The organism is Nitrososphaerales archaeon (assembly GCA_032906765.1).
Classification (GTDB): domain Archaea; phylum Thermoproteota; class Nitrososphaeria; order Nitrososphaerales; family Gagatemarchaeaceae; genus DASPPF01.
The window spans coordinates 161,669-185,928 of the sequence record JAJTZB010000003.1 but is presented as its reverse complement, the minus strand read 5'-3'; the positions used below and the strand labels follow the sequence as shown (position 1 = coordinate 185,928).

The following is a 24,260-nucleotide window of genomic DNA, read 5'->3' as shown; positions in this document are numbered from 1 at the left end:
TCGGGGGGCGTCAGCTGGTATGTGCTCGCCAAGAAGGGGGAGTGGAATGAACTCTGATTGGAAGATAGAGGAGATTCTGGTATGGGTACCATTGAAGGGAGGAACAGACCCTCCTATTTTCCAAGTAGCGAAGATGCCTGTTCCACCCCGGCAGGCCTGGGAGGAATGTATTAGTCGGGGCGGAAGAGGGGACGGAGGGCGAACTCCATCGAGCGAATGAGAGTGAGGACGATTATCGAGACGGCTGTCAGAGGGCGTAATTGTTTATGTGCCGCGCACTTGACCGCCAATACTGGCCTCTTAACAAGATTACGCTAGGATTCACATGATATTCACGTCGAAGTCCTATGTGAAAGGCATAAATAACTGCTTTGCCACGATAAGAACGCGTGAAGGTTCGGTTGGAGAATCGCGGGCAAGGGCGGCTCTATGGATACGGGCTTGCAGGCCCACACATCCCTAACGGAATCCGTCGTGCTGGTGCCGGCGTTCAGCGCAGCAATTATGCCGCCTTTGTCTTCGTGTCAGTACTCATTCTTACGTTGATGGTCGTAGGGGCCGTCGCCTTCGTCGGCCACGGAACTGGCATCCAATCTCACCAATTTACGACGACGATAGCCGAACATGGATATGCCGCGCAAGTCCAATTAGTTAATTCGTCAACCATCGTAGTCGCTGGACACTCTACGATGTTATTCTTCAGTGTCAATTCGCAAGCTTCAGGGGCGCTCACGATTGTTGTGACTAGTCCCAATCAGGACGTCCTTGCGCCTCCACTCACTGAAAAGTCTACTTCGCTTCCATCAGGTGTCACCGTAGCTTATCCCCAAGGCACCACGTTCCCAGAGACAACCGAAGGTCCTAATCACGTAACCTTCCCCGTAGTAGTGTTTGTTTCGGCAACCGAAGCAGGAAACGAGTCCCTCTGGCTACAAGTGTTGCAGCCAGACACTGTCGGCCCTGGATATGCGGTTACCACTTTTCCCTTTGTTATCCAGGTGGTGGCTTGAACATGGAGACCCGCTACGGTCTGATCATATGGGCATACGTTGCCTCACTGTTCTTGATAGCGCCGCAAATTGGTACAGTCTTCGCGTCCAGTAATACAATTCAGCCTCCGTACCAGAATTACGCTTCAAACCCATCGAGTCTGACGTGTGTTTCTTGGTCATTTGGCGCCGCAAGTACCTACCGATGCGCATATCCAAACCTGAACTATGGGTGGGCTTTGATCTATTCCTCTTCTGCGGTCAGTTACTGCAATGATGGAAGTTGCCCAGCTGCTCCTAGCGCTACGGCCGAAATTGATTTCAATCCAAATGGACCGTATGCCACTTACTATTTCGGGAACTTGTATGTTACCTTCTCGCAGGCTGATGCCGCTTACGGTCTGCTGACATCCACAGCTGGCTCTGGTGCCCAACTTGAAAGCGTTTGGTATGTATCATATTCACCTTGCTTTGGTTGTACGCAGACGTCATTCACTAGGTACTACCACATTGATGTCTATAGCGAGACAGGCGGGTCGGTGTCTGTGAATGCGGTTTACGAACCCTCGGTGACAATAAGCTTTCCTTCGGGTTCGTGGTACACTGTTGCGTATGGAGGTCCCGATGCCTATTCCTCGGTGCCCTCTCCAGGTGCGGGGGGCTCGTCAGGAGACAACGGAACGGCCAATTTCTATTATGGCTCCTATGCTGTAGTGGTAGACAGTATAACCGCCTAGCCAGGTAGTTTCGCTCCCTTCGTTCACATACGCCATTAGATGCTTTTCGCTGCGAGAAGTCAGCCGACCGAGCGGCGGTCAACTGAACAAACGAAACCAAATCGTGCCATGAGATTCGCTTAAATAACTAATCGCATCCCTCCGGGCCCGCCAGCATTATCATTCTTGGATTTCACCTATCATGCAAAGGATGGTGGCGCGGGGTTCGAGGCGTTGGCATTAGTCACCTCCGGCGAGTTTCGTCTTGTTGCTGGTCTCTCTTTTACAAGACTCCCTACTCTGTTAGGAAAGCCGCTCCATCATCTTAGCCTTAGGAATGGGTGATTCTCACCGTTGGAAATCATGTCTCCAGCTTATAATCGCGCCGTTTTGCCGAACCAGTTAGGATGCTTCGCCAAGTACTGCTGGAGGTTCCAGAAGAGAACAAGTTCCAGGATATAGCCCTAAAGACTGGAGTCAAGCTGGAACTCGAGTTCTGCAGGACCTTCAACGGAAATGGCATGACGCTGCTCTTCGAGATGACAGGAGAGAAGAAGCAACAAGATGAATTCCTGGTCGAGCTGAAGAAGCTCGCCGGGGTCAGGCACGTCTACGAGAGCGAGGTCGCCCCGTCAAAGATGCTCGCGCTTGTCGTTGTTGACAGACCACTCCCCTGCAGTGCCTCGGTCGGCACCTCGATTATCTGCCTGCAGTGCCCCTTCAGCTCGCGCTCCAGCCCGTCCACTTGGAAGATACTCGTGAGGAGGTCGGAGGACCTTAGGGAGGTAATCCGCAGACTCGAGAAGTCGGGCGGAAAGGCCATCGTGAAGGAGATTTCCGAGGTGAGCCAGCAGGAGGAGCTCACAGACAGGCAGAAGGCGATATTATCCATCGCTGTATCCATGGGCTACTTCGACTTCCCCAGGAAGGTGAGTCTCACCGCCCTCTCCAAGGCGGTCGGGGTCAAGCCGTCGACCCTCAGCGAGATTCTCAGGAACGCAGAGAGGAAGGTCCTGGAGAGTCAGGTGCAGAACGGGAACGGCTGGGGCCCTCACCACGCTCCCTTTGCGAGCCCGTTCGGCTAGCTCTGACTTTTTCCGCGCCGCGAGACCTCGTAAACGCTGAGCGTCTCGTAGAAGAGACGCGCGTCCGCGACCCTCCGCATCGTGCAACCCCTCGCATCGCATTCCTGTTCCAGCACGCGAAGGGGGTTGTCGCTGGATACCAGCATCAGTATCTTGCCGTCTTCCTTCACAGCCCCCATCGCCTCGCGTAGGAAGTGGAGCGCGACCTCAACCCCTTCCCTTCCCCCGTCCACTGCTCTGTCTGCAATCCCCTCAGATGGGACGTACGGAGGGTTGAACGCAACGAGGTCGAACGATCCGCTCCTGAAGCATGCCGCTGCGTCGGCCATGATGTAGCTCGATCCTGCCTCTCTCCAATCCGAAGCATCTGGTCGCACAACGTCGGTGCCCACGACCACCCTGAAACTCCTCGATAACTCCAGCAGGCTGCCTCCGTTTCCCGCGCCGACTTCTAGGCAGGCGCCCCCGGAATAGAGCCGAAGGACGCGACGCAAAAGCGCTGAGTCCTCAGAGGCCAGGTATGCCCCCCGGCTCATGTTCCTATGTCGTCGCTCTTCATCGACTTGTACTCGTCTGGGCTCAGGACTTGCGTGATGTTCTGCGTCTGGTAGAAATACGCAGGCGCTCCATCAGGGGTGGAGACGAGGCTGCCATCCGGGTTCTGCAGCCTGTACACCTTGACCACAGCAGGCTTCACTCCAAGCACTGTCCCGTCGTCCAAGGCGTAGTAGCTGAACCTCTCCTGGAGTGGCTTGAAACCCACGAGTTTTCCCTTCGGCTGGGGTGATGGAATCATGACTGGCCGTGTCTGATTGGCACTAGAAAAGCATAGTCAGGGCAGTAGTTTCATGACTCCCGTGCTGTACTGCGCCGCCTTCTTCGGCCTGTCGATGATTTCCTCAGGCACGCCCAGCATGGTGGCCGCCTCTCGGAGCACTGCCTTGCGCACACCTCCCCTGATCTTGAACCCCACAGGGAGCGACATACCGAACTCTGCCACGCGTCTGTCTGCGAACGGAAAGCGAGGCTCGAGACTTCTGGAGCAGGCAGCCTCGTCTCGGGTGAAACCCCTCATGCCGCACTCCGAGACGTCGGAATTCATCATGGCCGCAGCCAGTCCGGCCCCGTCGTCACGCAGCGCCCTCTCGTACTTCGCGTACCCGCCGAAGAGTTCGTCCGCCAGTTGCCCGAGCATTATGAACTCCGCGCCGGCTTCCGCTGCAGACCGCGCTACGAGCGAGTAGATGCACCAGAGGCCTCTGTCCATCGGCGAGGGTTCGAATGGCAGGTCTATCGCGTTCAACTCCCTCGCCACAGTCGGTCTGTCCAACGCCGAATCGACGAGTTCAAGCCCTATCGCATTCGCAGCGTCACTCGCGGCCTTGCTATCTGCAGAACCTGGGGCAAAGGCCGAGCATGCCATTATCCTCGCGTGCTTCAAGGCGCAGACTGCGAGTATCGAACTGTCTAGGCCGCCTGAGAATGCGACAGCCACGAGCTTGTGACCGCTGACCCTCTCCTTCACCGACGTCTCGATTAGTCCAGCGAGCCTACCTGCGGCAGCCTCGAAGGTGCCGTCGAACGCCGCTGTCCCGCGCGTCTCCAAAGATTTCTTCTTCGCTCCGACCTCAACCCTCGCTCCTGGACGCAGCGCCTCTAACGGCTCGTCTCTGATGAACCTGTGGTCGCTCGCGAACCACCCTCCCGACCTGGCAGCGTAGAGAGGCCTGGTCCCGAACGCGTCGCGGCGCGCCACAACGGCCCCGCCCTCTTCTTCGACGATGCTGTACTCACCCCCAGACTCCTCTCCAAGCCAGCCATGCACAGCCGGCAAGTCGTCCCCGTCTTTCAGGCGAAGGGTGACCAACCGGAGGCCAGCGCACTCGGTCATCCGCACGTCCATTGCTGACCTGTCTATCCTCCCCGCTGCGTGAAACGCCTTCTCAGCCATCCGGACGTCCTGCGCCAGGAAGAACGCGCTGCACCTGATCAAAGCCTGGACACTTGCTCCTTGATCCTGCGCGCGACTGCCGTGCCCACCTTCTCAACCAGGGCCAGCCTGTCAGCCGGCGCCTCCTTGAGGTCCTCCAACGTCCTGAACCCTGCAGAGTACAAAGACCTCGCCCTGACCCTGCCAACGCCCTGCAGGGCGGTCAGCTCGATAAGCTCCGCTGCCACTCCGCTCTCCACCCTCCTCCGCAGCCGCTCCACCTCCCTGCCAGACTCGTCTCTCTTGAACAGCTTCGCCAGCTCTGCCATGCTGTGGAGGAGCCAGTCCGCGTTGTCCACGGCCCTATGCATGTCGCCAGGCTCCACTCCCAACCTCGTCAGCAGCTGCTCCTCTCTCCACTCCTCGATCCACCCATAGAGCGCCATTACGGTCCTGCTTCCCTGAAGAACCTCGTCGAACTCGGCGAACGAGGTGCGGCTCGGCCTCGCAGCCAGCTCGGCCGCGTGCTCCTCCATGAACGCCAGGGCAGCGTCGTAGTCCTTGCTCCTCAGGGGGAACTTCGGCTCGAAGTCTGGGCAGTTTGCGAGCGTGTAGAGGAACCCAGCTGTGTGGTCGCTGCCAGGCTGTGTCTTCCTCAGCGTCTCGCGGAACTGAACACCTGTGACAGGGTCGATGTATAGTATGGAGACCTTCCTGCCGAAGTCCGTGGCTAGGAAGATGTTCCCTCTCGATTCGACCAGCCTCTCGCTCAGGAGATAACCGAGAGCAGACTCGATCAGCCTGCCGACCCGCTCTTCACCTATTTGGAATGCCAGAAGGGTCCTCCCGAAAAGTCCCTGAATCTCCTTCTTGGAGAGACCGGCTGAAGTCGCGACAGTCGCCAAGGTGTGTATCCTCATCGCCGACTCGTCCGACAGCCTCGACTCGATTGGCTCGGGCAGCGCCGACGCGTAGTGCTCCAGCACCTGCCTCGCAGGCTGAGACGGGGGCGGCACTAGGACCGTCTCGCCGTGGTCGTCATACTGAGGTCTCCCCGCCCTGCCAGCCATCTGCCTGTATTCCAGCACTGATATGTCCGAGTTGCCGCCGCGCTCGACATCGTACCTACTGACGTCGGCTATGACGACACGCCTCGCTGGCAGATTCACACCGAGCGCGAGTGTCGGAGTCGCGGCTATCACCTTGAGCGATCTCGCCCTGTAATAGTCCTCGACTATGCGCCTGTGCTCCGCCTCGAGTCCAGCGTGATGGAAGGCGGCCCCCTTGGCTACGATCTCAGCAAGAAGCCTGCTGAGGCTCGTCTCCTCGCCCGATGTCAGTATCCTTCTGGACGCCTCCGACAGTGCACGCTTCTCGTCATCGTCCAAGAACCTCTGTGTGACCTCCGCCGCCTTCGTTGCCAGGCTGACGGCCCTCCTCCTCGTCCCCGCGAAGACTAGGGACTGCCCACCTCCCTTCACCGTGTCCATGGCCACGTCGATGGCCGTCCCGTAGGTGGACCGTGTCACCGGCCTCTCCTCCCCGTCGGTGAACACGACCTTGCCGTAGTCGAAGACGCCCTGTCTGAGCGGCACTGGTCTCCAGTCGAGCTCGATGGGCCTCGAGTTCAGCCACTCCCCGATCAACTTCGCGTTGCTTATGGTCGCGGAGAGCGAAAGAAGCTGAGCGTCGAGCCCGAGGTGCATGACCTTCGTGAGAATCATCTCGAGCGTCGGGCCGCGCGAGTCATTCCCGGCTAGGTGGACCTCATCCGCGATGAAGAGCCCCACGGAGTGCAGCCAGCTCACCCTGTGCCTCATTATCGAGTCGAAGCGCTCGTTGGTCAGCACTATGATGTCGGCCCGACCCAGTGACTCACCGCTCAAGTCGTAGTCACCCGTAGAGATCGCAGTCCTTATCCCGAACTCGGAAAGCTCGGAGAACTCCGCGTACTTCTCTGACGCCAGCGCCCTCAGTGGCGCGAGGTAGACGACCTTCCTGCCCTCGACCTTCACCTTCACGAAGGCGGCCAAGATTGCTGTGAGGGTCTTGCCTGAATTACCACACCATAATGCCTTTCCATTCCTTCTCACATACAGGAGATGATATTTCGGGAGGGTCAGGCAGTAGACCGTCTCGTTCTTGGTGTTCTCAAAGGATGGTTTGCTCGGTTTCCTGTAGTCGATTCCGTGCTCCGAATATCGCCTACCTGCGATCTCAAAGTCTGGATGCTTTGACTTGATGGTGTGCCCGTCTGGCATTCTGTGAGATGGCGATAGGCCTCCGAACCTCACCGAACTGCTTATCCCCACCTTCAGCAACAATTCTTGGACATCGTCAGCCAAGCGCCTAGAGGTGGTGTTGAATACCGGACTCGACCCGTCCCTCCCTACATGCCCGTCTCCGCGATGGTATGAATCAAGAAACACTCTTATCTCATCTGAAGTGAGTTCCTTCACAAAGTCGGGAACAAACTTCTCGAAAGTCCTGCCAAATTGAGAAAGGTATCGCGCTAGTTGAGGACTGCTGATGCTGAAATGCCGATGACGCTCCGACCCAGTTGTGTAAACCCTAGCGATGCCAAGTTTCGCAAGTGCTTCCCTTGCGCGGCGGGGGTCCTTTCTCTGGCACAGTGTCACTTCGTAATCACCATGACCATGCTTTGTGCTGCCTTCCGCCAAGTACCAACCGAGGAAATTCAGAAATTGCTTCATTGGAATCCTGAGTGTTGGGAGGGGCCTTTGTGACCGAGGATATCTCCCACGAACCTCCATTGGAGGAAGTTCGAAGTATCTACTCGCTCTCCCCTCCCAAATGCCATCGGTCTTGAATTTCCAGTTTCTGTGGATTTCCCAAGCTGGGCGGAACTCGAACCTTGCCGGTTGTCGCCCATTGGGTCGAGACGATAACGGGTTTCTGGCTTTCCTCTCATCTTCGCGGCATACGAACATGTTGTGATTCGCAGTAACTCTGAAGTCGATCTCTTTCCCCTCAACATGCACCATTACTCCTGTGTACGGGTATCCGACTTTGCCAATCGCCTTGACATACTCCATTCCGAATGTCTTCGGATTCATGGACAGGACTTCTTCATTCGAGTCCACGTCCTTGAATGACTTCCATCCCGTTCTAGTGAGCACTTCTGTCTTCCCGTCATAGCAGGCTGTCGGACTCGATACGACCAGGTTCTTCCCCGCGAGCAGGCCGGCTTTCACGGCCTCCTCCTGCGGAGGGTAGAGTTCGGCGAAGCCCTTACGCGCTATGAAAGAGAGGAGCTCAGGTGGTAGTTGGAGTTCGTCAAACCTCAACAGGCCGCCTCCCCGGGATCACGCATTGACCCTTCTGAAGTGTCCAGGTTTCGATTCGTATATCAATCCCTCCCTGAACATCGTCCTGATCATCTTCTCTGCGTCTTCGTCGCTGAACTTCGCCTTCAGGAGCTCGTCCTTGAAGACCTTCCTCTCGACTTGCTTCTTGTCCGGCCCTTCCAGCGACTTGAAAATCTCTATCGCAGACCTTAGGTTCCTCGTTTCCCCTACTGGCTTGCCGAGCTGTATCCCGAAGTCTGTCTTCTTGGTAGTTGCGTCCGTCAGCACGTCCTGCACCATCCTGTTCATCAGGGCCACAGCCGCGAGCGCATCCTCTTCCTCCACCTCGCCCTTGAGGAGCAGCTTGGACCGGGCAGTGGCCAGCCTGATCAGGGACTCGAGTGTCCTCGGTGTGGGCGGGATCTGTCCCTCCTCTCCCCCACTCCTCCTCAGCTCCAGGTAGAACTCCCTGAGCCTGTCGACTGCCTCCTTGGTGAGCGAGGGGGTCCCCTTCTTGGCGAAAGCGATGTACTTTCTGAGGAGGCCGAACTCGACTGGGGGCGGCTTGGGGTACGCCTTCCTTTGGTGGACGGAGAGTATGTGTGTGGCGAGCTTCTCGTCCTCCCCGATGGACGGCTGGTCCTTTATCACGAAGATCAGGTCGAACCTTGTCAGCAGCGGGATTGGCACGTCTCCTATGTTGTCCGTGAGGTTCTGGAAGGGGTTGTATCTGCCCAGCACAGGGTTCATGGCTGCGAGTATCGCAGTCCTGGCATTCAGGCTAGCGTAGATACCGCCCTTGGCGACTGTGATAGTCTGCTGCTCCATCTGCTCGTGCAGGGCGCTTCTGTCTTCGGGCCTCATCTTGTCAAACTCGTCTATGCATGCGATTCCCTGGTCGGCCAGGACAACAACCCCCGCCTCCAACATGAAGACGTTCTTCTCCCTGATTACCGCTGCCGACAGTCCAGCAGCGCTCGTCCCCCTTCCCGACGCAAAGAGACCTCGCGGCGCAACTTGAGCCGTGAACTTCAATAGTTCCGACTTCGCCGTTCCAGGGTCACCGACGAGCAGGATGTTGACGTCGCCCCTCAGCTTGGTGCCGTCCGGCAGAACCGTCGATGTTCCACCGACGAGAAGCAGCAGGATTGCCTCCTTCTCTGCGTCGTGGCCCAGAATCGTGGGCGCCATCGAGGCAACCAGCTTCTCGTATGCGTCGGCGGAGTCGGCGATGCTCCGGATCACCGCCTCGTCATCCTTCGTTACCTGGACCTGGTCTTGCTCCTTTCCCCTCACCTCAACGTAGTTGCAGTCTATCTGCGACCTGAAGAGCCTGGTCCTCAGCTGGCCGAGCGCGTAGTCGGGGACTGCCCTCACGATGCCTGTCATCACGACCCTGTCGCCAGGCCTCGCGGTACTCACGATGTCGCCCTCGACGTTGACGTCGAAGAACTGGGGCAGCTGGCCCGGGGGCAGCTCCTCCGGGAGCTCCTGTATCCTGACGATCTGGAAGTCTATGAACCGGCTTTGCTTCTTCTCCAGCTCGAAGTTCCTTGCCTCGCCGCACAGCTCGCACTTGGGCGGCCGCTTGAGAGCAAGGTCGTCCTGGTCCTGGTATGTGACGTGGCCGCTGGGGCAGAGCCAGGCAGCCTGGACCATGAGCGGCCTCAGCTCTGACGTGCGTACGACCATTCCTGTAACGGCGAGCATCTTGTCCAGGTGGGACGTGTCCACCTTTCTTAGGGGCACTTGGTCTGGTATGCCCTTGATCCTGACCACCAAATCCCTCTTTATCCTGTCAGCATAGAGCGCGTTCTCGCTGCGCATAGTCTCGAAGGCAGCTGTCTTGAATGAGGCCAACGACGAGTCGGGCTCGAGAAGAACCCTGTTCGCCAGGTCGTTGTTGAACTTCAACAGGTCGCCGAAGTCGACAGCCAGCGACTTCCCCTCTGTGGAGATGAGCTGGGATATCTTCGTCCTGTAGACGTAGTTTCCGCCCCTGTCCGTCACGCTCTTCAGGAAATCCTCGAAGAGCTCCGAGAGCTTGCCGCTGGCGAGTGTTGCCACCCTATGCCCCCTCCCCGAGCAGCGCCCCTTTCCACTCCCTCGACAAGGACTGTGACACCGTGAAGAACTCTTTCTCTTCTGGCGTCAGCTTGTCTCCCAGGGAGGTAAGCGGTGTAGACGAGCTCGATAGCGAGAGGAGCTTGCTCAGCCTCATCCCGATCAAGTCGTAGCTGACCCCCCTCAGCCTCTCGTAGTCCTCCCTCCTCACCCTCCCGTCCTTCATCCCGTTCCCAAGGTAGCCTAGGCGCCTCCTCATCCTCAGGTAGAAGTCCTGTGGGAGGCTGGAGAGCTGCAGAGGCCCCATCATCTTCTCTCTGCTGAGCGACTTGAATATCTCTGTCTCGAACGGCTCTTCCCGCGTCTCGGCCACGTTCAGCTGCACGAGCTCCTCCGCGACCCAGCGCGGAAGGTCCACTGTCTCTCCCTCCTTCAGGCTCTCAATCTTGAAGTCGCCCGCGTCTATGTTCTCAACTGACGATCGCATCGTGACTCGCGTCCTGGTGAGGAGGAACTCCCTCTCCCTCCGCTCGAACAAATCCCTGACGACCTGAGAGCCGTCTGCCAAATCGAAAGGTCGGAAACCTTCGCTGCATAATTAAGTGTTGGGAGTCTGCCTGTTGCCCTTTCATTAGACTTACTGCACCGTAGGTCGCCGAGTCAGGGAAGCTTCTTGAGGCGCGAGACGATTCTCCTCAGCTGTTGGACAGCCCCGCGCCGATGCTCGGCTGAGGGTCGTTGCGTGACGGCCGGTCCCCCGACTGAGCCAGCAACAGACGCTACCGCGCCCTTCGGCAGAGTCGGTGTAGGTTTCTCGGGGACGATTCCCTCCGGCCTGACTGGGAGTATCACGACGAGCGCTTGACGACCTTTGTCCTGCCCAGGAGGCTCTCTCTGCGTTCAAGAAACCGAGTCAACTATCTCCGTACATTAGGAAAGGCGGGACGCGAACTCGTGCCTCGACAATAAACGTTCGAGTCGACCTCAGTCAACTGCTGTCTCCTAGCTAGGGTGGGCCCTCGGCCTCTGACTTCTGCCTGCGCCTGGCGAGTTTCCACAGCCTTCTCCCCCGCCGCCCTAGCCTTGAGGAGCTCTCAGGCTCCGCTTCTTCTCCGCTGTCCTGGCCTCTCAGGGCGCCGACCAACGCGGACACCTTCGACCTCGAAAGCGTTGGCGTGGACCTTTCTCTAAGGATGCCTTCGGGACGAAGTAGCAAGATTACTATGAGAAGGGTCGCGAACAAGATGTCCTGAAGCCAGTTGACGTCAAAGAAGATGTACGGCTGGAGATAGGGCTGGACTTGCTGCAGACCCTTGAATGCCAGCGTGAAAAAAAGGGTCCCCACGGCGACGCCGATATTGTTGCCTGCCCCTCCTATGATGACAATCAGGAAAGGCCAGAATGTCCACGCGAACCTTGTCCAGGTATCGTACTCAACTGAGGCAACGTAGAACGTGAAGATCGCTCCTGCCATGCCTGCTATTGCGGATGAGATAATCAGGATGTTGCGCCTCACCACAGCATCATCCTTTCCGAGCGCCCTCGACGCATCCTCATTGTCCCTCACTGCCCTCAACATCCTTCCAAGAGGGGCCCTCGCCACGCGCTCGGCGTAAAGGAAGATAATTATCACGAACGCGCTGGCGACCAACCCAGCGACCAGGTCCCTGTACCCTGAACCAAGGGATGACCAATACACGTACGGATCGGGTACCGCTATGTTCTGGGCACCCCCGGTGAGTGGCTCGTAAGTCCTAAGGATGACCTGGAAGAACTGGGCCGCGCCCAACAGCAGCATCCCGAGATAATCCTCCCTCAGGCGTATTGCCGGATACGAGGACAGGTACCCGAGGAGCGCGCCGACACCGGCGGCGACCAGCAGCGATAATACCGTGAGCCCGACCGCGAAAGCCGGGTCGGTCGTCAGCTTGGCGTTCACATCGCTGATAATCTGGGTATTGAAGATGATGAAGTCACGGTGGACACCGACGCCGTAGACGTACGCTGCCAGCCTTCCGGAGATCGAACCTGCAAACGCTGCTCCGCCCGCTATGAACATCACCTTGCCGAAGTTGGGTATGCCGGTATACCCGAACTCTAGGTTGAGGGATAGGCTTATCGCGAAATAGAGCGCATAGAAGTTCAGGAAGCTCAGACCAAAGCTCACGAGGTCTGTGCCGAAGAACAGAACCTGTGGAAGCCCCAAACTATTTCTTCGATCTCCTAAGTTTGATCGAGACGAGGCCCTGTGGGAGGACCATCAAAGCGATTACCATTATCAGCAGCGGAATCCCCTTCTGAAAGGGCGTCACATTAGGACCGAAGCCGTTGACCAAGCCTTGAACGAATACGTCAGTCGAAAACCCGGTGGCCATTTCGACGATGATGTAGGCTGCCAGCAGCCCCAGTATCGCCGCCACGACCCTCGGGCCAGTCCTCTTCTTCCTGAGGAGGTAGACTCCGATAAGAATGGCCAGAGCAGCAATGAGCCCCGCCCCAGCATAGCCGAATCCAAGGCCCAAACCGGTCGTAACCAAGTCCTCGCTTGCCCCGATTACAAGGCCCCCCATGACGGCCCCGAAGATGCTGGTCAGACCTCCCAGGACGCTTGATGCGAAGATTTCCACAATCAGGTTAGAACCAGTACTCGTTCCGCCCGGGAGCCACAACGTGTAGAGAGCCCCCGCGAGCCCCGCGAATCCACCTGCGAGCAGCCAAGACACCACGTAGACCCGCTCGACATTAATGCCCAAGACCCTAGCCAACGGCGGGTTCTCTACCGAAGCCCTCATCGCCACCCCAAATTTCGTCTTTGTGAACAACAGGAAGAGCATGAGCGTAATCAGGGCAAGGACGACCGGTGCCACCACGACAACCCCTTGCACACCGAGGAGGTTGAAGTCGCCGGGAAGCGAATAGAACTGTTTAGCATCAACGAGCTTGTAGCGCGACTGAAGATAGTCAGTGTAGATACCAAAGACGCCGATAAACCCTATGTCGACTCCGAATGTGGCTATCATGAGAGCGACGAGCGGGGTGCCCCTGTTGGCCAGTGGGCGCAGAATGCCCACGTACATGAGGACGGCCGCTCCCCCTGCAACAACGAATGCAACCAGACTGGCCGCATATGGTGTTAGGTGGTTGAGGGTGTCGAGCTGGTACGCGGTGTAGAGCCCGATGGTGACAAAGGAGCCGTAGGCGAAATTGGGCACTTTCGTCGTCAGGTAAGTCAGTGTCAGACCCATGGCCATGAGAGCGAAGAAGGTTCCGTATACGACGGATGCGACCACGTACGATGGAACCAAAGGCTGGAAACTCCGCCTGAGACCCTACAAAGGCTTAAAATACTTTCTCAACGACCACCTACACTCCGTTGAAAAAGAGAGGGGCATCTACTGCAACAGTCTTCGGATCTCTTATCGTGGGACTTCTCATTGGTGCAGGTCTAATCTACGCTGCTGCTCCATCGATCGGTCTCGGTGGCGTAAGCACGACAACAGTCAGCGGCGGTGTAACCACCGTCACTGGCGGCGTAACCACAGTCACTGGCACAGGAGGCCTATGCAATGGCCAAACAATTACAATAGGGGCACTGAACGACCTTAGCGCCGACCTTTCGGCCCAAGGCAAGGGTGACCTCGCCGCAGAGCAACTCGCGATTCAGGAGGTCAATACCTACCTGAAGAGCGCCAACTGCAAACTTACATTCGCTCTGAACAACCAAGACTACAAGCTGGACGGACCGACTGCGCTGTCTGAACTGCAAGCTATGTATGCTTCAGGAATCCGCGTCGTGGTTGGTCCGCTTAACAGCGGGGCGGCACGAGCGATTCTCGCATACGCGAACTCCAACCACATTGTGCTCATCAGCCCATCCTCGACGTCTCCTGCTTTGCACGTAACTGACGTCACGAACAACTACCTGTTCAGGACCGCGCCCAACGACGCGGCCCAGGGGCAGGGAATTGCTCGTGAAGTATTGACGCAGGGTGCAAAGGCAGCCATCGTCGTCAACAGGGACGACACGTACGGCGGCGGGCTGGCGAACGCAACCGTGAGCTTCCTTAAGCAAGACGGCATGGCTGCGGCCAACATTGCGGGTCCGTTCAAGTACGACCCGGCCACAACAGACTTCTCAGCTCTCATCACTCAAATGACCACTGCCTACAACACACTCAATACAGGAGCGAACGCAGGACACGTGTCCATAGTCGCTGTGTCATTCCAAGAGATTGGAACGATGCTAAAGCAGGCGTCGACCCAAAGCCCAACAATCTACAACGCTGTGCCGTGGTTTGGCAGCGATGGCACAGCTCAGAACTCGCTTTTGAGCAACTCCACCGTGGGTCAATACACTTCACACGTGAAACTACCTTCGACGCTATTCAACGTAGTCAACAACAGCAAGACAATCGCCTTCTTCAAACAGTACGCGGGCACATCTCAGGTTGCAGCCATCGTAGGCGGCGGAGTCTTCTACACACTGGAAGGCTACGACGACGTCTGGCTAGCAGCTCTGTCAATACTTTCAGCAGGGGCAAACGATGGGACCGCTATCCATGCTGTGTTCCCCACAGTGGCTAACAGCTTCTACGGCCTAACTGGCTGGGAAGGGCTCTCTGGAAACGACAGGATCCCTGGTTCATACCAGATCTGGAAGGTCGTTCCCAGCGGCAGCACGTTCACCTGGGTTCTAGCGGGAACCTGGGACTACAACACAGATACCGTCACCTGGACTAGCCCACCGTAAACTAAGAGATCCCCCATCTTCTTTTTGTGATAGTTAATGGCGTCGTTCCTGGAAGTAAGGGAACTCTCCAAGTCCTTCGGGAAACTTCACGCGCTCGACGGAGTTACACTCGACGTAGATGCAAAGAGGGTAAACATCCTTATCGGCCCTAACGGGTCCGGCAAGACCACCCTGATAAACGCCGTAAGCGGGTTCTACAAGCCGGACTCCGGAAGAGTGACCTTTGATGGCACAGACATCACTGGGTTTCCTCCTTACAAGGTCTACGGGCTGGGGCTTGCCCGCACCTTTCAGATTCCGAACCTATTCGGAAAACTCACGGTGCTTGAGAACGTCCTTGTGGCGGAGAAGGGCAACCCGGGGGAATCTTTTCTGAAGTCGCTTTTCAAGCGAAGATGGGTCAAGATTGAAACTGATGCGACCGAGAGGGCTTTGAAGCTCTTGGAGCTCTTGGGCCTGAGCAAAGTCTGGGACATCCCCGCCCTGAACCTGAGCGGCGGACAGATGAAGCTCCTCGAGATGGGGAGGGTGCTGATGAGTGGCGCGAAGCTCATTCTACTCGACGAGCCGATATCGGGGGTAAACCCCACCCTGGCCCACGAAATCTTCGGGAGGATACTCAAGCTGCGAGACGACCTCGGGGTCACTTTCCTCATCGTCGAGCACAGGCTGGACATTGCGCTGAGCTACGTCGACACTGTCACCGCGATGGCCTTTGGCAAGGTAGTCGCGGCTGGTAAGCCAGAGCTCGTGATGGCCGACCCGAAGGTCGTCGAGGCGTATCTGGGGGCCTAGATGTCACTCAGGGTCGAAGGCGTCTCCGCAGGCTACGGAAAACTTCAGATCATATCAGACATCTCGCTTGATGCAAGCCCGGGCCAGCTAACAGTTGTGGTCGGCCCCAACGGGTCAGGCAAAAGCACCCTGCTAAAGACGATATCTGGCCTGACCACAATGTACAACGGCACTGTAACTCTCGACGGCAAGACCCTATCGGGCCTACCATCACATGTCATAGCCAGGTCGGGCGTAGCCTATTTGCCCCAGACGGACAGCACATTCTCACAGCTGACCGTGTCCGAGAACTTCAAGATGGCGGCTTACACTGTATCAAAGAGCGACTTTGACTCCAGGATCAAGGACGCGTTCAGCATATTCCCTCAGTTGGAGAACTACATGAAGTCCAAAGTTATCAATTTGAGCGGCGGGGAACGACAGATGGTCGCAATGACTATGGCTCTCGTCCGCAAGCCCCAGGTCATCCTCTTCGACGAGCCCACCGCGAACCTTTCGCCCAAGCTGGCCACCCAGGTCCTGAAGACCATCGCGACGCTTGCCAAGGAGAGAGGTCTCACGATTGTGCTTGTCGAGCAGAACGCACGAAGGGCGCTCGAAGTAGGCGACGCAGCTTACCTGCTGGTGGGGGGGAAGAACGCGTTCGTGGGGACGGCCAAGGAGCTGCTGACTCACGGGGAGCTTGCCAAGCTCTACCTCGGGATAAAGGTGGCCCAGGCCTGAAGCGAAACAAGCCACCCCGCCTTTGGCCTCCCATCTTGCAATGAATAAATAAGAAGTCTCGTCGACTCGGATTGGAGAACAGGGGAGAAGATATCCTCGTCCAAGGTGTTGACTTGATTGCCCATTGAACAGCTGATGTGGATTGAGAAGTACAGGCCCGCGAGCCTGGACGCGCTCGTCGACCAGGAAGGGGTCAAACAGAGGCTCAAGCTCCTGATCGGGAAGAAGGCGGAGCTTCCGCATCTGCTCTTCGCGGGTCCTCCTGGCTCAGGAAAGACAACGACAGCGCTGATAATCGCGAAGCAGATACTCGGCGACTTGTGGAGGGACTACACCCTCTCGCTCAACGCGAGCGACGAGAGGGGCATCGACATGGTGAGGGAGAGGGTGAAGACATTCGCCCGATTCTCTGACAGGAGGGAGGGCGTCCCATTCAGGCTGGTCGTGCTGGACGAAGCGGACGAGATGACAGGCGATGCACAGACCGCCCTCAGGAGGATAATGGAAGAGACCTCGACATTCACCCGTTTCATCCTAATCTGCAACTACTCCTCCGGGATAATAGAGCCCCTGCAGAGCAGGTGCGCGATATTCAGGTTCCAGAGGCTGGACGAGGGGGCTGTTGTCACCCACCTCAAGGAGATAGCGAAGAAGGAGAAGGTGAAGGCATCGAGCGACAGTGTCTTCGGTGAGGTCTTCGAGGCGACGCAGGGCGACCTTAGACAGGCAATCAACCTCTTGCAGGCCGCGTCCGTTTCCGGCGAATTGACAATGGAGAGCGTGAAGTCTGTGACTGGGGCGGCGGTCAAGACCAGGGTCGCGGACATAATCAAGCTCGCCCTGAACGGAGACTTCGATGGCGCCAGGGCTGGAATGGTCGAAATGACGAGGGTTTACGGAGTCCCAGAGCGCGACTTCCTCAAGTACGCGAACGAGGCGCTGAACTCCGCGAAGTTGGATGACATCGGAAAGGCGATTTCAATCATGGCAGAGTACGACTTCCGCCTCGTCCAGGGCGCTCAGCCCGAGCTCCAGCTGACGGCGATGCTCGCCGAACTCTCTGCCCTGAAGCGGAAGTGAGGTTGGCACGGACCTCTCTCTCCCAAGGGGCATCCGGGACATCGAACCAGATGAATACGAGTTGCACTCGAAGGTTCAGCGGACATTCCAGGAGACCGCCACCCTCTTCAACTTCAAGCTGATGGATCCGGCCTCGATTGAACACCTGTCCGTACTGAGGGCCAAGAGCGGCGCAGAGGTGGACAAGGAGATCTACTCATTCAAGGACAAGGGGGGAAGGGACGTCGGGCTCAGGTTCGACCTCACAGTCGGGATGACGAGGTACGTCTGCTCGAGGAGGGACCTGAAACCGCCGGTCAAGCTCGCCTGCGCAGGCGGGGTCTGGAGGTACGACGAGCCGCAACACGCGAGGTACAGGTTCCACACGCAGTGGGACGCAGAGATCTACGGAACGCCGTCGATAGACTCGGACGCGGAAGTGATAGACCTCGGCAGGAGCATCTTCGACAGACTCGGGCTGGGTGGCGACGTCGTCGAGATAGGAGACAGAAGGGTCGTCCAAGAGTTCATCGAGAGGGAGCTGAAGATGGAAGCGGGTGAGCGGATGTTCGACTTGATGAGGGCCCTCGACAAGGTCCAGAAGAAGACCCGAGGTGAGCTCCTCAAGGAGTACACGCAGAAGGGGTACTCCAGCGCTGACATCGAGAGATTGCTCGAGTTCGGCGGGCTCAGGGGCCAGCCCGAGAAGATTCTCTCAAAGCTCGGCGAGCTCAAGCTGCCCACGGCAGACGGTCTGGGCGAGTTGAAGGACAGGCTGACGGAGCGGGGCGTCAAGAACTTCGAGTTCAACCTCAGCATCGTGAGGGGAATCGACTACTACACAGGCGTCGTCTTCGAAATCGTGGACGGGGCGCACCCGGACCTGGGGTCGCTGTGCGGGGGAGGGAGGTACGACCTTCTGCCCAGGGTCTTCGGAAGGCCAGAGCTCTCGGCCACCGGCTGCGCGGGCGGCATAGAGAGGGCAGTCCTATCGCTCTCCAAAGAGGGGAGACAGGCCGACTCGCTTACCTACGTTGCGTTCGCGAGCAGGGACGTCTACGGGAGCGCGCTGAGGTTCTTGTCAGGGCTCAGGTCGGAAGGAATCAGGGCCGAGGCAGCGCTGCAAGAGAAGCCCCTTGGGAAGCAGTTGGAGGAGGCCAGCGGCATGGGCGCGAGGTGGGCGCTGATTGTCGGCAAGAAGGAGGTCGCCTCAGGCGTGGTAACACTCCGCGACATGCGCGACAGAAGCGAGCGGCAGATTCCTTTCGATGAGGCTCTGGCCCACATCAAGGCGCTGCATTGAGCGCTACGACTCGGCCCTCTTCTTCTCCTCGTTGATCAGCTCTGTCAGGGCCTCGAAGGCCCGACCGACCTCGCGCATCTTGACCACCATGATCGTGTCCGTGTGGCAGCTGACTGTGTCCTCAATGTTGACGTGCCTCCTCGAGAGCTGGTTGTAGAATGCAATAAGACAGCCGGGCGTGGATATTATCTCGTCGGGGCTCTGGACGATTATCGCTGCGTAGTCGTCCCCCTCCTCGAGCACCTCTCCACCCGACAGCTCCCTCTTCACCTTCCTGTGGAGCCGCTGGTCGAATATCAGGGTGATCGAGGAAAGGCTCTCCGAGACTTGGATGAAGTCCTCTTGGTGGCTCGACAACATCGACCCGACCACCCGCAGCGTCCTCTTCGTCTTCTCGACGGACATCTTGGAGACGTGCGTCCTCACATTGACGACGCTGCCGGCGACAACGTTCCCTATCTCGTGGGACGCAGGCGAGTAGGAGCCCCTCAGGCGTTTGAGGGCAGTGATCACGCTCTCCTCGTTGACACGCGTCCCTGTCCTCGCCGCCACCTTGGGGACGAGCATCCTCGCTAGTGCGCTCAGATTGACGTAGTCCCTCACCAATGCGTCCTGCACTGAAAGGTCGAAGTTGACCTCGTCCCTGACAGCCCCTGATATCGAGCTGGCTTTGACCAGTTTCGGGTCACGTCGAGCCAATCTTAGGTCAGACGTGGCCAAAATCTATAAAAGCCTTTGCTCCACGCTCGGGTCAAGATTGGGCAGGGCCGTAGTTCTTGCGTATTCTGGAGGTCTAGACACCTCAGTCTGCATAAAGTGGTTGCAGGAGAAGTATGACGTCGATGTCGTCACGCTGACGCTGGACCTGGGGCAGCAGGACAACCTCGATGAGATTGCAAAGCGCGCCTACGCGATCGGGGCGAAGAAGCACTACACCGTCGACGCGAGGCAGGAGTTCGTATCTGACTACGTCTTCCCGGCAATCGAGGCGAACGCCATGTACGAGGGGAAGTACCCCCTCAGCACAGCCCTCGGTAGGCCCCTGATAGCAAAGAAGCTCGTGGAGGTGGCGGAGAAGGAAGACGCGTTCGCAGTGGCGCACGGCTGCACCGGCAAGGGAAACGACCAAGTCCGCATCGACGTGACCGTCCGGGCGATGAATCCCTCGATCAAGGTCATAGCGCCCGTGAGGGAGTGGAACATGACAAGAGACGAGGAAATCGTCTACGCGCAGAAGCGCGGAATCCCGATCAACCCTTCGAAGTCAATCTACAGCGTTGACCAGAACATCTGGGGCCGCTCGGTGGAGAGCGGTCCGCTCGAGCGGCCGGACCTGGAGCCGCCCGCAGACGCTTTCGAATGGACTACCCCTCCCGAAGACGCACCGGATACCCCCGGCTACCTGGAGCTGGAGTTCCACGAGGGCCTTCCAGTGAAGGTCAACGGAAGGTCTATGGAACCTCTCAACCTCATAGACTACGTCAACAGGTTCGCAGGCCAGCACGGTGTCGGAATCATCGACCACGTGGAGGACAGGCTGGTGGGAATAAAGTCCAGAGAGGTCTACGAGTGCCCAGCTGCGGTCACGCTAATCGAGGCCCACAGGGACCTCGAGAAGCTCGTCCTGACCAGACACGAGCTTGCCTTCAAGGCCCAGGTGGAGCGGGAGTGGGCCTGGCTGGTCTATTCCGGGCTCTGGCTCGAGCCTCTTCGGGTTGCCCTGGACAGGTTCATCCGGGCCACCCAGCACAGGGTCACCGGAAAGGTCAGGCTGAAACTGTACAAGGGAGGCATGAGGGTCGTGGGCAGGTCCTCAGAGTACTCCATCTACAAGCTGGACCTCTCGACGTACAACAAGAACTCGACCTTCGACCAGAGGAACGCAGTCGGGTTCATCGAGCTTTGGGGGCTGCAGTCCAGAGTAGCTGCGAGCCTGGCCTCATTCAAGGAGGAAAAGGGGAAGAGTGGACGTCCGAGGGCGAAGGCTAAGGAAACAAAGTGACGAGACGACCGCCTTCGTCTCCTCGATGGCGTTCGACGGGCAAATCGCCGGTCGCGTGATCAGGACGAACATGGCGCACATGGTCTCGCTCGTCCGCGCAGGGCAGGTGCCGAGGGCCGTAGGTGCAAGGTGCCTCAGGTTCCTGTCAAGCGCCCCTGCAGTGGTCAAACCCGGCGCAGTCGCCGAGGACTTCCACCAGCAGCTCGAACAGGAGGCGGTGGACTCGCTCGGAGTGGACGTGGCCGGATACATCAACCTGGGGAAGAGCAGGAACGACCAGGTGGCCACGGCGATAAGGATGGAAGCCCGCGGCCAGCTGGTCTCTCTCCTCGAGGCGGTCTCAGGCCTGCAGGACGTCATCCTGAGCGTCGCGCGCAAGTACGGTGGGACGATAATCCCGGGCTACACTCACCTCCAGAGGGCCCAGCCTGTCACCGTCGCGCACCACTTCTTCGCATACTTCGACTCGTTCCAGCGCGACGTCCAGAGGCTCCTCCAGCTCTACGACAGGATCAACGTGTCGCCCATGGGGTCCGCAGCCCTGGGGGGAACAAGCGTGAAGGTAGACAGGAAGCTGGTCGCAGACCTGCTCGGATTCCAAAGCGTGACGTCAAACGCGATGGACGCGGTCTCTTCACGCGACCTTGTTCTGGAGTGCATCTGGTGCGCGACCATGGTGATGGTCGACCTCAGCAGGCTCGCAGAGGAGCAGATTCTCTGGAGCTCGAAGGAGTTTGGGTTCGTTGAACTCACTGACGAGTACACGGCCTCGAGCAGCATCATGCCACAGAAGAAGAACCCCGTCGTGGCGGAGATTGCGAGGGCGAAGTCCGGTTCCGTCATGGGGAGCTTGATGGCTGCCACAGCGATTGTGAAGGCCCTCCCCTACTCCTACAACCTCGACCTGCAGGAGACGACCCCTCATCTCTGGCGTGCTCTGGCCGACTCGACCTCGTCCGTGACCATGCTCGGCCGGTCTCTGTCGACCATGAAGTTCAACCTCGACGCAATACGCAGGTCCATCAGCAACGACTACTCCACTGCCACGGCGCTGGCTAACCATCTCGTGGAGAAAGACGGCATCTCGTTCAGACAGGCGCACGCAATCGTAGGCGAGCTCGTCAAGGCCTCACTGGAAGAAGGAGTTCCATTCGCCGAGGCCGTATCGAAGCGAATGCCATCAGTCTCATCGAAGATTGCAAGGAAGATCTCGATGGACAAGCGCGAGGTCGAGGAAGTCCTCGACCCATCCGCCTACCTAGAGAGCGTCACGACAGAAGGGGGGAGCAACCCGAGGTTCATCCCTGAAGAGCTGAAGAGGCGCTCGGCCTCGCTCGACGCAACGAGGGCTTCCCTCTCGCGTCTCAAGGCTTCCCTGGCCGCATCTGAGAAGAAGCTCTTGAGGGAGGTCGACCTGATAACCAAGGAGGTGAAAAAGTAGAGATGGACATGAAGTGCGCAGAATGCGACGCTGGAATCTCCGTACCCAACGACGCCATCACCGGCGAGATTGTCTCGTGCAAGGACTGCGGCTCAGAGTACGAAGTCGCAGAAATCAAGGGTGGAACGGCGATGCTGAAGCCAGCGGAACAGGTAGAGGAGGACTGGGGAGAGTAATTGCGGGCTAGCATAGCCTTCGACCGTCTCAGGTGGGAGGAGAAGGCGCTCAAGGAGGCAGCGGACGCTGTGGGAATCGAGGCTTCCTTGGTCGACGCCAAGGGACTACTCTTCGACATCTCCAGGAGCGGCGCGCAAGACCTCGGCGACGTCGTCGTCCAGAGGTGCATCAGCCACTACAGGGCCCTGTTCCTCTCCAGAATGCTCGAATGGGCCGGAGTCAGCGTGATCAACAAGTACGCAGTAGCAGAGCTGTGCGGCAACAAGCTGGCGACGACAATGGCCCTCGCGAAGGCTGGAGTTCCGACTCCGAGGACGATCGTTGCGCTCTCTTCAGAGATGGTGCAGAAGGCGGCGGAGGAGCTCGGTTTCCCGCTGGTATTGAAGCCGTTCACCGGCAGCTGGGGGAGGATGGTCAGCGTCGTGAGGGACAACTCCACCCTCCAGTCGATAGTCGAGCTGAGGGAGGAGCTGCCGAACCCAATCGAGCACATGTACTACGTCCAAGAGTACATCCGAAGGCCGCCCAGGGACATCAGGGCAGTCGTGGCCGGCGCGGAGATTGTGGCCTGCGTGTACAGGTACGCCGCCGAGGGCGACTGGAGGACAAACGTCGCGAGGGGAGGCACCTCCAGGGCCTTCTCGCCAGATCATGAGCTCGAGGAGCTAATCCACAAGGCAGCTTCTGTCGTCGGAGGCGGAGTCCTGGGCGTGGACGCTATGGAATCCCAGTCTGGCTACGTCGTCCACGAGGTCAACAACACGGTGGAGTTCAAGGGGGCGCAGTCTGCCGTGGAGTGGAGCATACCGAAGAAGATAGTCGAGTACGTGGCGAGTACGGTGAAGAGCTAGATGGTCAGGGCGGCCGTAGTCGCGGCGTCGGGCTACATAGGTGGCGAACTCGTGAGGCTGCTCCTCCAGCATCCTGACGTGGAGCTGACCGTCGCGACGTCGAGGAGCCACGACGACGAGTACCTCTTCAAGGTCCATCCGAACCTGAGGGGGATCACCGACCTCAAGTTCACGAAGTACGACCAGGCCAAAATAACAGAAAAGGCGGAAGTGGCATTCACTGCGCTGCCGCACGGCGAGTCGATAAAGTTCGTACCGCAGCTCGCTGCCACAGGGATGAAGGTAGTCGACCTGAGCGCCGACTTCCGCCTGAAGGACCCGGCGCAGTACAGGCGCTGGTACGGCTACGAACACCCCTCGCCAGAGCTCCTCGAGGAGTTCGTCTACGGCATACCTGAGCTGAACAGGGAGCAAGTCAAGGGAGCAAGGCTCGTCGCCTCGCCTGGCTGCATGGCCATCACGTCGATACTAGCCATGGCTCCGCTCCTGAAGGAGAAGTCTCTCGCAATCGACAAGAGTAGGATAGTGGTCGACGCCAAGGTCGGCTCGTCCGGTGCGGGAGGCAAGCCCTCGGTCTCCACACACTTCTCCGAGCGGTACAACGTCGTCAGGCCCTACGCCCCTGCGGGCCATCGGCACTCGGCCGAGATAGAGCAGGTCCTCTCCTCAGTGGCTGGCGAGGAGGTGAAGGTCTCGATGTCTGCGCACGCAGTGAACATGGTAAGGGGGATACTCAGCAGCTGCCACATGTTCACCGGCGTCAAGGTGCAGCCTCTTGAAGTGTGGAAGGCGTTCAGGGCGGCGTACTCTGACTGCCGCTTCGTCAGACTGGTCAGGGAGAAGAAGGGGCCCTTCAGACTCCCGGACCCAAAGCTGGTGATAGGCTCGAACTTCTGCGACGTCGGCTTCGAGATAGAGGAGAGGACAGACAGAATCGTGGCCCTAGGGGCCACAGACAACCTCGTGAAGGGAGCGGCAGGGAACGCCATCCAGTGCATGAACCTCATGCTTGGGTTCGACGAAGAGAGAGGGTTGACACAGGCGCCCCTCCACCCGGTGTAGGGAGC

General features: G+C 58.4%; 21 protein-coding genes. 11 read left to right on the top strand and 10 right to left on the bottom strand.

The annotated features are described in order from the left end of the window. Positions 1-2,112 precede the first annotated feature (2,112 nt). The gene (locus LYZ69_04735; GenBank protein ID MDV3277758.1) at positions 2,113-2,790 is read left to right on the top strand and encodes a helix-turn-helix domain-containing protein; all 678 of its coding nucleotides are present in this window, start codon (positions 2,113-2,115) and stop codon (positions 2,788-2,790) included. On the opposite strand, the gene LYZ69_04730 is transcribed toward LYZ69_04735, so the two are convergent. From LYZ69_04730 to LYZ69_04690, 9 genes are all read right to left on the bottom strand, one after another. After that, positions 2,787-3,284, bottom strand: a complete 498-nt coding sequence (locus LYZ69_04730) for a hypothetical protein (protein ID MDV3277757.1) — start codon at positions 3,282-3,284, stop codon at positions 2,787-2,789. The genes LYZ69_04735 and LYZ69_04730 overlap by 4 nt on opposite strands. A gap of 38 nt (positions 3,285-3,322) precedes the next feature. Next, positions 3,323-3,586, bottom strand: a complete 264-nt coding sequence (locus tag LYZ69_04725; GenBank protein ID MDV3277756.1) for a hypothetical protein — start codon at positions 3,584-3,586, stop codon at positions 3,323-3,325. A 36-nt stretch (positions 3,587-3,622) separates the two neighbouring features. After that, the gene (locus tag LYZ69_04720; protein ID MDV3277755.1) at positions 3,623-4,783 is read right to left on the bottom strand and encodes an asparagine synthase-related protein; all 1,161 of its coding nucleotides are present in this window, start codon (positions 4,781-4,783) and stop codon (positions 3,623-3,625) included. Further along, on the bottom strand, positions 4,780-8,028 hold the full coding sequence (locus LYZ69_04715) for a DEAD/DEAH box helicase (protein MDV3277754.1): 3,249 nt from the start codon (positions 8,026-8,028) through the stop codon (positions 4,780-4,782). Before LYZ69_04715 ends, LYZ69_04720 begins: the two co-directional genes overlap by 4 nt. A gap of 18 nt (positions 8,029-8,046) precedes the next feature. Then, the gene (locus LYZ69_04710) at positions 8,047-10,095 is read right to left on the bottom strand and encodes a minichromosome maintenance protein MCM (GenBank protein ID MDV3277753.1); all 2,049 of its coding nucleotides are present in this window, start codon (positions 10,093-10,095) and stop codon (positions 8,047-8,049) included. A 1-nt stretch (position 10,096) separates the two neighbouring features. Then, positions 10,097-10,660 carry a hypothetical protein gene (locus LYZ69_04705; protein MDV3277752.1) on the bottom strand — a complete coding sequence of 188 codons (564 nt, stop codon included), beginning with the start codon at positions 10,658-10,660 and terminating at the stop codon, positions 10,097-10,099. Positions 10,661-10,752: 92 nt separating this feature from the next. Next, positions 10,753-10,944: a hypothetical protein gene (locus tag LYZ69_04700; GenBank protein MDV3277751.1), complete on the bottom strand. Its 192-nt coding sequence runs from the start codon at positions 10,942-10,944 to the stop codon at positions 10,753-10,755. Between the two features lie 154 nt (positions 10,945-11,098). Beyond that, positions 11,099-12,298 carry a branched-chain amino acid ABC transporter permease gene (locus LYZ69_04695; protein ID MDV3277750.1) on the bottom strand — a complete coding sequence of 400 codons (1,200 nt, stop codon included), beginning with the start codon at positions 12,296-12,298 and terminating at the stop codon, positions 11,099-11,101. Position 12,299: 1 nt separating this feature from the next. After that, entirely contained in the window at positions 12,300-13,397 is a 1,098-nt protein-coding gene (locus LYZ69_04690) for a branched-chain amino acid ABC transporter permease (GenBank protein MDV3277749.1), read from the bottom strand. Positions 13,398-13,465: 68 nt separating this feature from the next. Between LYZ69_04690 and LYZ69_04685 the strand changes: the two genes are divergently transcribed. The 5 genes from LYZ69_04685 (at position 13,466) to hisS (ending at position 18,722) form a co-directional block, all read left to right on the top strand. Then, complete coding sequence (locus LYZ69_04685) at positions 13,466-14,842, top strand: ABC transporter substrate-binding protein (GenBank protein ID MDV3277748.1); 1,377 nt, start codon at positions 13,466-13,468, stop codon at positions 14,840-14,842. 36 nt (positions 14,843-14,878) lie between these two features. Beyond that, the gene (locus LYZ69_04680; GenBank protein ID MDV3277747.1) at positions 14,879-15,637 is read left to right on the top strand and encodes an ABC transporter ATP-binding protein; all 759 of its coding nucleotides are present in this window, start codon (positions 14,879-14,881) and stop codon (positions 15,635-15,637) included. Then, positions 15,638-16,360 (top strand): ABC transporter ATP-binding protein, encoded by a 723-nt coding sequence (locus LYZ69_04675; protein ID MDV3277746.1) that lies wholly within the window; start codon positions 15,638-15,640, stop codon positions 16,358-16,360. Between the two features lie 117 nt (positions 16,361-16,477). After that, entirely contained in the window at positions 16,478-17,440 is a 963-nt protein-coding gene (locus LYZ69_04670) for a replication factor C small subunit (GenBank protein ID MDV3277745.1), read from the top strand. A 61-nt stretch (positions 17,441-17,501) separates the two neighbouring features. Continuing rightward, entirely contained in the window at positions 17,502-18,722 is a 1,221-nt protein-coding gene (gene hisS / locus LYZ69_04665; GenBank protein ID MDV3277744.1) for a histidine--tRNA ligase, read from the top strand. Positions 18,723-18,725: 3 nt separating this feature from the next. Here the strand turns inward: hisS and LYZ69_04660 are convergent, their stop codons facing one another. Beyond that, positions 18,726-19,421 carry a hypothetical protein gene (locus LYZ69_04660; GenBank protein ID MDV3277743.1) on the bottom strand — a complete coding sequence of 232 codons (696 nt, stop codon included), beginning with the start codon at positions 19,419-19,421 and terminating at the stop codon, positions 18,726-18,728. Positions 19,422-19,479: 58 nt separating this feature from the next. Here LYZ69_04660 and LYZ69_04655 point away from each other — a divergent pair, with 58 nt between their 5' ends. From LYZ69_04655 to argC, 5 genes are read left to right on the top strand one after another with little or no spacing between them, the layout of a single operon-like run. Further along, a complete protein-coding gene (locus LYZ69_04655) occupies positions 19,480-20,724 on the top strand; it encodes an argininosuccinate synthase (GenBank protein ID MDV3277742.1) in 1,245 nt (414 codons plus the stop codon). Next, positions 20,687-22,165 carry an argininosuccinate lyase gene (argH, locus tag LYZ69_04650; GenBank protein MDV3277741.1) on the top strand — a complete coding sequence of 493 codons (1,479 nt, stop codon included), beginning with the start codon at positions 20,687-20,689 and terminating at the stop codon, positions 22,163-22,165. Before LYZ69_04655 ends, argH begins: the two co-directional genes overlap by 38 nt. A gap of 8 nt (positions 22,166-22,173) precedes the next feature. Next, positions 22,174-22,341 (top strand): lysine biosynthesis protein LysW, encoded by a 168-nt coding sequence (locus LYZ69_04645; GenBank protein ID MDV3277740.1) that lies wholly within the window; start codon positions 22,174-22,176, stop codon positions 22,339-22,341. Then, positions 22,342-23,193, top strand: coding sequence for a lysine biosynthesis protein LysX (gene lysX / locus LYZ69_04640; GenBank protein ID MDV3277739.1), 852 nt, complete (start codon positions 22,342-22,344; stop codon positions 23,191-23,193). Further along, a complete protein-coding gene (gene argC / locus LYZ69_04635; protein ID MDV3277738.1) occupies positions 23,194-24,255 on the top strand; it encodes an N-acetyl-gamma-glutamyl-phosphate reductase in 1,062 nt (353 codons plus the stop codon). Positions 24,256-24,260: the final 5 nt, after the last annotated feature.